The organism is Pseudomonas sp. 2(2015) (assembly GCF_000955865.1).
Taxonomy (GTDB): Bacteria; Pseudomonadota; Gammaproteobacteria; order Pseudomonadales; family Pseudomonadaceae; genus Aquipseudomonas.
In genome coordinates, this window is sequence record NZ_JYOF01000011.1 from 74,131 (window position 1) to 86,789 (window position 12,659).

Genomic DNA, 12,659 nt, shown 5'->3' on the forward strand with positions numbered 1-12,659 from the left:
TGGTCGGGCAAAAACAAAAGTTGCGGAATAATAACAAAGCTGCGCGGTTTTTAGACGTGTTGAAGATTTACATGAATTTCATTCATGTTGGCACGCCGCCAGCACCGGTAGAATCGTGAAGCTATCAATACCCAGGACATTCGGCACATGGTGCATCGCTTTCTTGCCGGCGCTTTCGCTCTGTTCATCAGCGGCGTGGCGTTGGGGCAAGCCCCTCAATCAAGCTCGGCTATTTCGTATACCCGGGACATCCAACCGATCTTCACCGAGAAATGCGTGGCCTGCCACGCCTGCAACGACGCGGCCTGCCAGCTCAACCTGGGCAGTGCCGAGGGCGCCTCGCGCGGTGCCTCCAAGGTGCCGGTGTACCAGGGCGAGCGCAGCAAGGCGGTCGCGCCGACGCGCTTGTTCTACGATGCCACCAGCACCGAAGGCTGGCAGCGCAAGGGCTTTTACTCGGTGCTCGACAACCAGGGCAGCCAGGCCGCGCTGATGGCGCGCATGCTCGAGCTTGGGCACAAGACCCCGCTGATGCCCAACGCCAAGTTGCCCGAGGAGATTGTCCTGGGCCTGAACCGCAACAACATGTGCCCATTGCCCGGTGAGTTCGACGCCTATGCCGGCGCGCACCCGAAAGAGGGCATGCCGCTGGCAGTTACCGGCCTCACCGATGCCCAGTACCAGACCTTGCAGCGCTGGCTGGCGGCCGGTGCGCCGGTGGAGCACGAGCCGATCCAGCCGAGCGCCAGGGAGGCCGCGCAAATTGCCGACTGGGAAGCGTTGCTCAACCGCCCCGGTTCGACCGAAGCGCTGGTCGGGCGCTGGCTGTACGAGCACCTGTTCCTTGCCCACATCCACTTTGTTGGCGGCGAGCAGGGGCATTTCTTCCAGTGGGTACGTTCGCGCACCCCAAGCGGCCAGCCGATCGACCTGATTGCCACGCGCCGGCCCAACGACCCGCCGGGCACCGACTTCTATTACCGGCTGATGCCGGTGCAGGGCGTGATCGTGCATAAAACCCACATCACCTACCCGATGGGCCCGCAGAAGCTCAAGCGCGTCAAGCAGCTGTTCTACAGCGGCGACTGGCACGCCAATGCGCTGCCTGGCTACGGCCCGCGTCACCGCGCCAACCCGTTCGAGACCTTCGAAGCGATCCCGGCGGTGGCGCGTTACCAGTTCATGCTGGATAACGCCGAGTACTTCGTGCGCACCTTCATCCGCGGCCCGGTGTGCCGAGGCCAGATTGCCACCGACGTGATCCGCGACAACTTCTGGACGCTGTTCCAGGAGCCGGCCCACGACCGTTACCTGACCGATGCCGAGTACCGCGGCCAGGCCACGCCGCTGCTGGCGATGCCCGGGCAGATCGACGACGTCGGCAGCATCCTGACCCTCTGGCATGCCTACCGCGACAAGCGCAACGAGTACGAAAAGCTGCGCCGCGAGGCTTATGCCGAAGTGCCGCCGCCGAGCTGGTCGACCCTCTGGGCCGGCAACGACAACGCGCTGCTTACCATCTTCCGTCACTTTGACAGCGCCTCGGTGAGCAAGGGCCTGATCGGCGACGTGCCGAAAACCATCTGGCTGTTCGACTACCCGCTGTTCGAACGCACCTACTACCAGCTGGCGGTCAACTTCGATGTCTATGGCAACGTCTCGCACCAGGCGCAGACGCGGCTGTACTTCGACCTGATCCGCAATGGCGCTGAGGTCAACTTCCTGCGCCTGATGCCGGCCGATGCCCGTGGCGCGATCCTCAGCGACTGGTACCAGAACGGCGGCAAGGTGAAGATGTGGATGGACTATGAGGACATCGACACCGACACCCCGAGCGCACTGAAACTCGACAAGCGCGACCCCAAGCGTGACTTCGGTCTCAAGCTGATCCAGCGCACCGGCAGCCTCAACGCCGCGCCCGACCCGATCAACCGCTGCCAGGGCGCCTATTGCTCGCGGCCGCAAATGAGCGAGGAGTTCCGTGATGTCGAGCAGTCGCTGAGCCGCCTGGTCTCGCGCCCGGCGGCGGGCCTTAAGGTGATCAATCAGTTGCCTGAAGCGACCATGCTGCGCATCGAAGGGCAGGGCGGCCAGCGCCAGGTCTACAGCCTGTTGCGCAACCGCGCGCACAGCAACGTCGCCTTCATGCTCGGCGAGGCCTACCGCTACCAGCCGGGCCTGGACACCCTGACCCTGGTGCCGGGCGTGCTCAGCAGCTACCCCAACTTCATGTTCAACGTTCCGGCCAGCGATGTGCCGGAGTTCGTCGAAGACCTGGAAGCGGCTCGCGACGACACCGCCAGGTTCGAGCGCATCGTCATGCGCTGGGGTGTGCGCCGCAGCCATCCGCAGTTCTGGCAGTACTTCCATGACCTCGACAGCTACATCAAGGAGACCGACGCGGTGGAGTCGGGGGTGCTCGACATGAACCGCTACGAGAACCTGTAGACATGACCGCCGGGAAGGTCGCCTGACCTTTCCCGGCAACCTGTGGTCCGAGCTCTCATGCGGCCCCGGTTCCGGCCGGGGCTTGAGTGGGACTTGAGACGCAGGTAACCGGATGCTGTATTCGCTTCAGGCTTTAAGGGCGCTTGCCGCCTGGGTGGTGGTTTGCCATCACTTCATGCAGATTTTCTTCGACTTCCATGCCAGTGGCCCGATTGGACAGTTCTTGACTGACCGCGGCGCCGTGGGCGTGGATGTGTTCTTCGTCATCAGCGGTCTGGTGATCTACCTCTCGACCCGCGACAAGGCCATGCCGGCCCGTCGCTTTCTGCTCAACCGGGCGCTGCGCATCGTGCCGGCCTACTGGTTCTACACCGCGCTGATGGCCTTGCTGCTGGTCGCCGCCAGCCAGTGGATGCCGCACCAGGCCATCGACCTTGGGCATTTTCTGCTGTCGTTGCTGTTCATTCCGGCCGAGAACCCCGGCGGTTATGGCCAGTACCCGACCCTCAATGTCGGCTGGACCCTGAACTACGAGATGTTCTTCTACCTGCTGTTCTCGCTGGTGTTCGTGGTCCGCCAGCAACACCGGCTATTGCTGGTGGCGTTAGCATTGCTGCTGGTCAGCGAGGTGCTAACCCGGGCCGGGCTGCTCAATCACTTCTACCGTAACAATATCGTCTATGAATTTTTGCTCGGTATCGGCATCGGCGTGCTCTACCGGCGCGGCTGGATCGCCCAGGGCCTGTGGCTGCCGCTGGCGATCCTGGCGGCGGCGGGGCTGGCGATCTATCACCTGGATGCCTCGATGCGCTTGCTGCACTGGGGCGTGCCGAGCGCGTTGATTGTTTTCGCCTGCATTGCCCTGGAGCCGTACTTCAAGGGCAACCGCCTGCTCAAGGCGCTGGGCGATTGCTCGTACTCGGTGTACCTGATCCACGTGCTGGTGCTGTATGCCGGCTGGTTTGCCAGCGAGCGCCTGAACCTCAGCCCCTATGCCGTGTTTGCCCTGTGCGTACCGTTGATCGCCGGGCTGTCGTGGGCCAGTTATCTGCTGCTGGAAAAGCGTTTGTACCGGCGCATGAGCGCCTGGTTCGAGGCCCGGCGCGGCACGCCGGTGGCGGTAACCCTTTCCTGACAGAATTACTAGGACTTTGTTCGGCGGCCAGGTTGGCGTAAACTGCCGGCAAGTCTGTGAGGAACTTCCATGAGCGCCATAACTATTACCGACGCCGCGCATGATTACCTGGCCGATCTGCTGGAAAAGCAGAACACCCCGGGTATTGGCATTCGCATTTTCATTACCCAACCGGGCACCACCTACGCTGAAACCTGCATTGCCTACTGCAAGCCGGGCGAGGAGAAGCCGGAAGACGAGGCGGTAGGTCTGAAGACCTTCACTGCCTACCTTGACGCGGTCAGCATTCCGTTTCTTGAGGATGCCGTGGTCGACTACGCTACCGACCGCATGGGCGGCCAGCTGACCATCAAGGCGCCGAACGCCAAGGTGCCGATGGTCAACGAAGACAGCCCGGTCAACGAGCGCATCAACTACTACCTGCAAACCGAGATCAACCCGGGGCTGGCCAGCCACGGCGGCCAGGTCAGCCTGATCGAAGTGGTCGAGGACGGCATCGCCGTGCTGCAGTTCGGTGGTGGTTGCCAGGGCTGCGGCCAGGCCGACGTGACCTTGAAGGAAGGCATCGAGCGGACCTTGCTCGAGCGCATTCCCGAGCTCAAGGGTGTGCGTGATGTGACTGACCACAGTCAGAAAGAAAACGCTTACTACTAAAGTCTGATCACGGGTCAAGCACGCTTCTTGTGGGAGCGGGCTTGACCCGCGATGGTTTTCAAGCCTCAAAAGTCATAACTGACACTCGCATAGTAAAACGCCCCCTGCGCCCCCTCCGGCGAGGTAATCGAATACTTCGGCACCCCATACAACTGTGGCCCATCGAGCTTGTCCGGATGGCTGTCGAACAGGTTGATCGCGCCCACCGATAATTTCAGCCCCTGGTCGAAGCTGTAGCTCAGGTCCAGGTCGGTGATCCACTGCGCGCTGAAGGTCTGGTCCAGGTCCGGGTTGCTGCTGTTCAGGCTCTGCCACTTGCCATAGCGGCGCTGGGTCAGGGTCACGCCCCAGTTCTCGTACAGCCAGTTGGCGCTCAAGGTCAGTTTGTCTTCCGGCGTGCCGTGTTCGATCAGGCCCTGGGTGGCGCGGCCGACGATCTGCTCACCGCTGATGCCGCCGACATCGCGCAGCTCGGTGATCCGCGTGCGGGTCTTGGCAAAGCCTGCGTTGAGGTTGAGCCGGCCAAACGGCTGCAAGTCCCACTGGTACTGTCCGGCCAGCTCGACGCCGTCGGTGCGGGTGTCGGCGATGTTGGTGTAGAACGCCGCGCTCTGGATGTTGGCGTAAGGCGTGCCGGCAAAGATCGGCCCGACCACGTTGCCCGGCAGCTGGTCGGAGAGGGTGATGCGGTTGTCGATATCGATGCGGTAAGCGTCGAGGGTCACTGAGGCATTGCTCAGTGGCCGCCAGACCAGCCCCAGCGACAGGTTGGTGGACTCTTCCGGCTTCAACGCCCGGCCACCCAGCAAGGCCGCTTCCGGGCTGTCGGCGCGCAGGGTGCGCTGCTGCACCTCGACCCAGTTGCCGCTGCCCGAAGGCTGCTCGACCACCTGCACACTGAACGACGAAAGGCCGCTCTGCACCAGCGACGGCGCGCGGTAGCCGGAGCTGATGCTGCCGCGCGCGGCAATCTGCGGGGTGAAGTCGTAGCGCAGCGACAGCTTGCCGTTGGTGGTGTCGCCAAAGTCCGAATAGTGCTCGGAACGCACCGCCACCCCGGCCTGGAACGTGTCGGTGATCTGCCCTTCGACATCGACATAGGCACCGAGCACCTTGCGCTCAAGCGAGGCGGCATCGACCTGGGTGATGCCGGCGTAGTAACCGGGAATGCGCCGGCCAGTGAGCGGGTCGAGGGTGTTGAACAGCGGCCCGTTCTGCCAGCCGGCCGCTTCGCCGGCACTCAGGCTGTAGTGCTCCTTGCGCCAGGCCAGGCCCGCCGACAGGGTCAGCGGCCTGGCCAGCAGGTCGGTGGGGAAGTCGCGGACCCAGTCCAGGGTCAGGTTGGTCTGCTCGTTCTCGCGCTCGCCGGTGTAGATTTTATCCGGGCTGGCGTTGCCCCAGCTGGGGTTGATGGCATTGCGATCGGTGGACTTGAGCGTGTCGTTGCCGTAGTTGGCGGCCAGGTCGAACTTGCCCAGGTGTTCGTCTTCGTAACGCAGGCCACCCGTCACGGCGTAGTCTTCGAGGTTGTAGCGGGTGATCGGCAGGCGCCCGTCCGGGTAGCGCTGCAGGGCCACGCTGGCGTAGTTGTTGCGCAGGGTGGTCGGCGGGTCGAAGAAGCCTTCGGCGTCGGTGTTCTTGTGCGCGTAGGTGGCAAAGCCGTAGGCGCTCAGGCCGTCGCCGATGCCCAGCTCGCTGTTGGCCACCAGGTTGTACTGGTCCGAGACATTGCCCGAGCCCCAGTTCCAGGTGCGGTAGCGGTTGTTCTGTTCGCGCTCGCTGTTGATGTTGGTCGAGCCTGGGTAAAAGATCCGGTTGTCCGCGCGGGTGTCGCTGGCCGGGTCCTGGCTGCCGGCATCGAAACTCAGGTTGAGAAAGCCATCGTTGGGCAGCGCCAGGCCTTTCCAGCCGCTGAGCTTGCGCTGCAGGCCGTCGCCCTTGGCGTAGCCGCCGAAGCGATAGCCGAGGTTGCCACCGGCGTCGTTCTCTTTGAGCACGATGTTGATCACCCCGGCGATGGCATCCGAGCCGTACTGGGCGGCGGCGCCGTCACGCAGGATCTCCACCCGTGAGATGGCGCTCAACGGGATCAGGCTCAAGTCCACCGCCGCCGCGCCGCGACCGTTGGCCAGGCCCTGGCGGGTGACGTTGGCGCTGCTGTGGCGGCGCTTGCCGTTGACCAGCACCAAGACCTGGTCGGAGGCCAGGCCGCGCAACGAGGCACCCTGGGCGATGGAGCCGGCAAAGGCGCCTTGCGGCGACTGCGGGAAGCTGAACGAAGGCGACAGCGCGGTGAGCGCCCCGGACAAATCCTGGGCGCCGGTTTCCTGCAACTGCTCGGCGCTGAGCACATCCACCGGGGCGGCGCTCTGCAGGGCGGTGACATCACTGCGGCGGGTGCCGACCACCACCACGGTGTCGAGCTTGCTGTCGCTGGCGCCCGGCGCCTGGGCGTAAACGCCGGGCGCGCCGAAGCCGCCGATGACCAGCGCGATGGCGCCAGCCAAGGGGGTAGGTCGGAACATGGGAACAGACTCCTGTAAGGCAGAAAGGATGCAGCGATCAGAACCGGCTGGTGACACTCAGGCCCACGGTGCGCGGGTCGCCATAGGTGATCACGTACTGGCCGGCGGTGCCGTTGGGGCGGCCGTGAACCTGGTAACGGCGGTCGGTGAGGTTATTGACGAAACCGGTGACGCTGAGCTTTTCATCCGGGCTGAACCAGGTCAGGCGGCTGTTGGCCAGGGTGTAGTGCGCCTGGTTGAGCGGCTGGTCGGCGCTGCTCTGGCGGTCGGCCAGAAAGTACTCGCGGTCACGGAAGCTGACATCGGCACCGGCCACCAGCTTGCCGCCGACTTCCAGCGGGATGGTGTAGTCGCCGCCCAGCGACACCACGTAGCGCGGCGAGCGCACGAAGCTGTTGCCGCTGTAGTCGGCGGTCACCGCGCCGGTGGTGGGGTTGGTGTTCTTGAAGTCGGTGTACTCGGTGTCGAGGAACGACAGCGCCGCGCGCAGGTGCAGGTAGTCGGTCGGCTGGCCTTCGAGCTCAAGCTCGGCGCCCTTGACCTTGCCCTTGGCGCCGTTGGTCAGCGCGGTGGTGAGGATGCCGTTGTTGACCGTCAGCAGGTTGACCTGGATGTCCTGGTAGTCGTAGTAGAACAGGTTGGCGTTGACTGTCAGGCGGTGGTCGAGCCATTCAGACTTCAGGCCCAGCTCGTAGGCGTCCAGCTCTTCCGGATCGACCGTGGTCAACTGCGCAAGGCTGGTGGATAGACCGGTGTTGAAACCGCCGGAACGAAAACCATGGGCATAGCGAAAAAACACCCGCAGGTTGTCGTTGATGCGGTACTCGGGGGTCAAGTCGTAAGTCCAGGCGTCCCAGCGCTTGGCCTCTTCCTGAGAGCCGTTGCTGCCGCTGGCGGTCAGCGGGATCAGCGGGCCGTTGGCGCTGGCGCGGGTCAGTTGCACCAGGTCCAGGTCGATGTCCTTTTTCTCGGTGGTCCAGCGCAGGCCACCGGTAACGGTCAGGTTGTCGCTCAGGTCGTAGGCGAGGTTGCCGAACAGCGCGTAGCTGTCGGTTTTGTGGGTGTAGCTCAGGTCACGAAAATCCACCGTGCCGCCGGTCTGGTTGGAGCCGGTGCCGTTGGGCGTAGGCCCCGGGGTGACGGTGCGCAAGGCGCTGCTGTCGAGGGTTTCGTGGAAGTAGTGGGCGCCGAGCATCCAGCGCAGGGTTTCCTGTTGCGGCGAGGCCAGGCGAAATTCCTGGGAGTACTGGTCGTAACGGTTGTCGCTGTCGGCGGCGCCGTTGACTTCATAGGGGGTGTAGTCGGCGTCGCTGAGTTGCTGGTTGCGGATGTAGTCGTAGGCGGTAATCGAGGTCAGCTTGTAGTCGCCGATGTCCCAGTTCAGGGTCAGCGAGGTGCCGTTGTGGTCGAGCTTGGCATCTTCATCGACGTTGAGCTCGGTGCGCCGGCCTTCCGGGCGCTGGTAGCCGACGTTGTAGTAGCGCCCCAGCGCCAGCGAACCGCTGCTGCCATCGCCCTTGAACTGGCGCCCGTGGATTTTCCACAGCGCTTCCAGGTCGGGGTTGAGCCTGGCCAGGAACTGCACGCGCACGGCCTTCTTGTTGACGTCGCCGTAGGTCTGGTCGTTGGTCAGGTTATGGGTGAAGCCATCGCGCTCTTCGGAGTACAGCGACACCCTTGCTGCCAGGCGCTCATCGACCAGGGCGCCGCCGATGGCGCCACTCAAGATGCGCTCGTTCTTGCTGCCAAAGCCGAGGGTGCCAAAGCCGTCGGTATCGAAGCCCGGCTTCTTGGAGATGATGTTCACCGCGCCTGCGGTGGTGTTCTTGCCGTACAGGGTGCCTTGCGGGCCGCGCAGGATCTCGATGCGCTCAAGGTCGAACAGCGGGCCGCCGCCGGCCACCGGCGCATTGAGGTAGACGTCGTCGGCGTAGATACCCACCGGGTAGACGGTGGCGGCGCCGGTGTCGCCGGTGCCCAGGCCGCGAATGTACCAGCGCGGGCGGCCATCGCCGTCGGGGTTCTTCGCCGAGGCGTTGGGGATGAAGGTGGTGATATCGCCCATGGCGCGCACGCCGTCGGCGGTGATGCTGCTGCCTTGCACTGCGGTGACTGCCACCGGCACTTCCTGCAGGGTTTCTTCGCGGTGCTGGGCGGTGACCGTAACGGTTTTCAGCGCCGGTGTAGTGCTGGTGTTGTCTTCGGCCCTGAGCAGTTCCGACTGGCTGGCCAGCAGGATGCTCAGGCCGATGCCTTTGGCGATTGGGTTAAGTGTGTGCATGCTGCTGGTCTCCCCGGATGTGCAGTTGCAGGGGATAGAGCAGGGTTTGTGCCATGTTTGTATCGTGTTGTATTTAAAGGGTTTTGTTGGGTTTTTTAGCGGTGACTGCTAGTTATTCAGCAGGGGGCTGTGGAATGCCTGCTGCTCCAGCAGCAATCACCAACCCTGTGGGAGCTGGCTTGCCAGCGATGGGCTGCAAAGCAGCCCCAAAAACCCTCAGGTCGCCACCCGCGATGTCGAGCCGATCACCGCCTCCAGCACACTGAAATCAATCCACTCACGCACATCGAAACGCCGCGGTATAAAGTCCCAGCGATGGAGAAAATCGGTGAAGTCCTGCAACGCCTCGATCGAGCGGCCATCGAGGGTGGTGCGCAAGCGCCGGTGGGCGTCCTCGCCATAGGCCGCTGCCACCCAGTACTCGCTGGTGTTCAGCTCGCGGGCAAGATAGCGCCGGGTTTCATCGGCATTGGCCCAGGCCCACTGCTCGGTACGCAGCAGCACATCAACGATGCGCTTGCAGGCACCGAAGTGCTGCTCCAGCAGGTTGATGTCCACGGTCAGGGTCCGCGGCGTGCCGTTGTTGGCGCGAATCAGCGGGTCGGGGTGGGAGCCGGTGTCGATCACTACCCGCAGGCCGAATTCGTGGGCCAGTTGCAGGGCCGTGGCGCCCTTTAAAAAGATCGCGTCGATATCGCCGCGCAGCAGGCCGATCAGCTCGTTGTTGCGGCGGCTGACGCGGTTGACGCCGAGGGTCACCGCCGCGCCATGCACATGGGTGACCTGTTCATCGCTGTGAGTGCCGCCGTAGGGGTAGTCGACCAGCTCGACATCGGCGACGTTCAGGCCTTCGAGCTTCAGCGCGTTCTCCAGCCCGCGCAGGGCCTGGGCGCGGGTGAAGTCGATCTGCACGTTGGCCCATTTCGGCAGGCCGAAGCGGCGGTTCTTGAGGTCGCGCACAGTGCGTACGCCGCTGTCTTCGGTGGTCAGGATCAACTGCACCTCATCGGCCCAGCTCAGGCCCAGCACACGGGTCTGCACGCCGCTGGCGTAGGCCCAGATCGCCGGGATGTTGCCGCCGTGGCGCACCGAGTTGCGCAGGTGGTGGTCGTAATGGGCTTCGCGCACTTCGCGCTCGCTCGATTCGCGCAGCGACTGGATCGAGGTGCCCAGCGGCTGGAAGGCTTCGGCCAGGCGCCCGCTTTGCACGGCGATGCCAAGGCCGGTGGGCACCGGGCTGTGGGTGTACCAGAGGGTATCGAGGGGTGTGCTCATTGTCGGTTCTAGTCCTTGTCAGGTGGCCGGTTAGCCGGCCAGTGCGGTATGCAGCCCGTCCATGGGGCGGCGGTCGATCCATTGGCGTACATCGAACGCCGTGCGGATAAAGCGCCAGCGCTGCAGGAAGGTCACGAAGTCTTGCAGGGCGGCGATGGCCTGTTCGTCGAGGGCGGTGCGCAAGCGCAGGTGCGCGTCTTCGCCGTAGGCGCGGCTGACCCAGTACTCGCTGCTGTTGGTTTCCAGCGCCAGGTAGCGGCGGGTCTGCTCTGGGTGCTGATGGGCCCAGGCTTCGGCGCGCAGGACGCTGTCGAGCACCTGGGTGGCCACCGGCAGGTGCTGGTCGAGCAGTGCCTGGTCGACCGTCAGGGTGCGCGGCGTGCCGTTGTTGCTGCGCATCAGCGGGTCGGGGTGGGCGCCGATGTCCAGTAATGTGCGCAGACCGAAATCATGGGCCTGCTGCACGGCGCTGGCGCCCTTGAGAAAGATCGCATCGACTTCGCCGCGCAGCAGGCCGATCAGCTCCAGGTTGCGCGCCTCGTCACTGCTGGCCACGCTGCTGCCGGCAACAACGCGCAGCGGGCTGTCACTGAAACCGCTGTCGTAGCGGTAGTTGACCAGCTGCAAGTCGCCGACCTGCAAGCCCTCGAGTTTCAGCGCGTTCTCCAGCCCGCGCAGGGCCTGGGCGCGGGTGAAGTCGATTTGCGCGCGGGCGCGGTCGGGCAGGCCGAAGCGCTTGCCGGCCAGTTGCCTGATGCTGTGAATGCCACTGTCGGCGCGGGTCAGGATCAACTGCGCCTCATCGGCCCAGGACAGCCCGATCAGGCGCGTCTCGCGGCCCTGGGCGCGAGCCCAGATTGCTGGAATGCTGCCGCCATGACGCACCGAATGGCGCAGGCTGTGATCGAAGTGCGACTCGCGCACCGCAGCATCGTCGGCCTCGCGAATCGACTGCACCTGGGTGCCAAGCGTGTGCAGGCTGTCCCGCAGCCAGCCTTGCTGAACGGCAATGCCCAGGCCCGTGGGGACCGGGCAGCGGGTGTACCAGAGGGTATCGAGGGGTGTGCTCATGTCGGGCTCCGGTCAGGCGCTGGCAGTCAGTGGCAGGCTGGCCAGCGGCGCCTGGCGCACCAGCGGCAGCACCTCCTGGCCGATGCGCAAGGCTTCTTCCAGGTGCGGATTGCCGGCCAGGATAAAGGTCGAGAAACCGGCGTCGCGGTATTCGGCCAGGCGTTCGGCGATGTTCTCGTGGCTGCCCACCAGGCCCACGGTCGGCCCAGGCTTGGCCTTGGCAAAACCGGCCCAGAGGTTGGCGCCGATGATCAGGTCGTCGAAGCGCTGGATGTTCTGGTGATAGGCGGTTTGCCGCGCGCCACCCACCGAGTCGCTGGCGCTGGTGAAGGCCGTGGAGACGGCGCTGGGCTTGCCTTCGAGCTTGTCGAACTGGCGGCGCAGGTCGCGCCAGGCGGCGTCTTCGGTTTCACGCGCGAACAGGTCGACGCGCAGGCCGAAGCGCACCGTGCGCCCTTGCTTGTCGGCAAGCTCGCGTACCCGCTCGATGTGCGGCTTGAGCTGCTCAACCGGCTCGGCCCAGTTCAGGTACACGTCGGCGTGGCGGGCGGCGACTTCCAGCGCCGGCTCGGAGAAGCCGGAGAAGTACACCCCCGGCTTGCGTTCGTTACCCAGGTGCGGCGGCAGCGCGCCGTTTTCCAGGCGATAGATGTCGCCGTCGTAAGAGAAGCGCTCGTTGCTCCACAAACCCTGGATGATGTCGAGGAACTCGCCGGTACGCTTGTAGCGCTGGTCGTGGTCGAGAAAGTCGCCCTGGGCGCGCTGGCTGGCCGGGTTGCCGCCGGTGATGATGTTCCAGTCCAGGCGCCCGTGGCTCAGGTGCTGGAGGATTGCCGCCTGCTGCGCGGCGTAGGCGGGCAGGGTCCAGGTGGCCTGGAAGGCGATCAGAAAGCGCAAGCGGCGGGTTTCCCGGGCCAGGGCCGCGGCGGCGATCCACGGCTCGGGGCCGGTGGGCAGCAGCGCGCCTTCAAAGCCTGCAAGTTCTGCGGCCTTGGCCACCTGGGCGATGTAGTCGATGTAGGTAAAACCATCGGCGCTGCCGTCCTGCAACAGGCCGGGAGCGATATGCCCGGGGCTGCGGCTGAAACTGCCGCGGTTGTGCTTGTCGGTGCTCAGTTGCGGGCCGTCGGTGCCCAGGGGCAGACGCCAGAAGAATTCGGTGCTCATGGCTGTTCCTCGATGAAGGTAGAGACAGCGGTGCAACGCCCATGCCACGCCGCGCGGGCCCGTAATCATTGGGGGTTGGCGGCAGGGGTGTTGCCAGGGCAGC

8 protein-coding genes are annotated in these 12,659 nt (G+C 64.6%); 3 read left to right on the forward strand and 5 right to left on the reverse strand.

The window, feature by feature from the left end; genetic code table 11:
- Positions 1-147 precede the first annotated feature (147 nt).
- The 3 genes from UB48_RS15505 to nfuA all read left to right on the forward strand — a co-directional run bounded on the left by UB48_RS15505 (position 148) and on the right by nfuA (position 4,237).
- A complete protein-coding gene (locus UB48_RS15505; RefSeq protein WP_045198591.1) occupies positions 148-2,448 on the forward strand; it encodes a fatty acid cis/trans isomerase in 2,301 nt (766 codons plus the stop codon).
- Positions 2,449-2,560: 112 nt separating this feature from the next.
- Entirely contained in the window at positions 2,561-3,583 is a 1,023-nt protein-coding gene (locus UB48_RS15510; protein ID WP_045198593.1) for an acyltransferase, read from the forward strand.
- Positions 3,584-3,652: 69 nt separating this feature from the next.
- Positions 3,653-4,237 carry a Fe-S biogenesis protein NfuA gene (gene nfuA, locus UB48_RS15515; protein WP_045198594.1) on the forward strand — a complete coding sequence of 195 codons (585 nt, stop codon included), beginning with the start codon at positions 3,653-3,655 and terminating at the stop codon, positions 4,235-4,237.
- Positions 4,238-4,302: 65 nt separating this feature from the next.
- Here nfuA and UB48_RS15520 read toward each other — a convergent pair whose 3' ends face one another.
- From UB48_RS15520 to UB48_RS15540, 5 genes are all read right to left on the reverse strand, one after another.
- Positions 4,303-6,762, reverse strand: coding sequence for a TonB-dependent siderophore receptor (locus UB48_RS15520; RefSeq protein WP_045198595.1), 2,460 nt, complete (start codon positions 6,760-6,762; stop codon positions 4,303-4,305).
- Positions 6,763-6,799: 37 nt separating this feature from the next.
- A complete protein-coding gene (locus UB48_RS15525; RefSeq protein ID WP_045198596.1) occupies positions 6,800-9,043 on the reverse strand; it encodes a TonB-dependent receptor in 2,244 nt (747 codons plus the stop codon).
- 216 nt (positions 9,044-9,259) lie between these two features.
- Entirely contained in the window at positions 9,260-10,318 is a 1,059-nt protein-coding gene (locus tag UB48_RS15530; protein WP_045198597.1) for an ABC transporter substrate-binding protein, read from the reverse strand.
- A gap of 30 nt (positions 10,319-10,348) precedes the next feature.
- Positions 10,349-11,389, reverse strand: a complete 1,041-nt coding sequence (locus UB48_RS15535) for an ABC transporter substrate-binding protein (protein ID WP_045198599.1) — start codon at positions 11,387-11,389, stop codon at positions 10,349-10,351.
- Positions 11,390-11,401: 12 nt separating this feature from the next.
- On the reverse strand, positions 11,402-12,556 hold the full coding sequence (locus tag UB48_RS15540; protein WP_045198601.1) for an LLM class flavin-dependent oxidoreductase: 1,155 nt from the start codon (positions 12,554-12,556) through the stop codon (positions 11,402-11,404).
- Positions 12,557-12,659 lie beyond the last annotated feature (103 nt).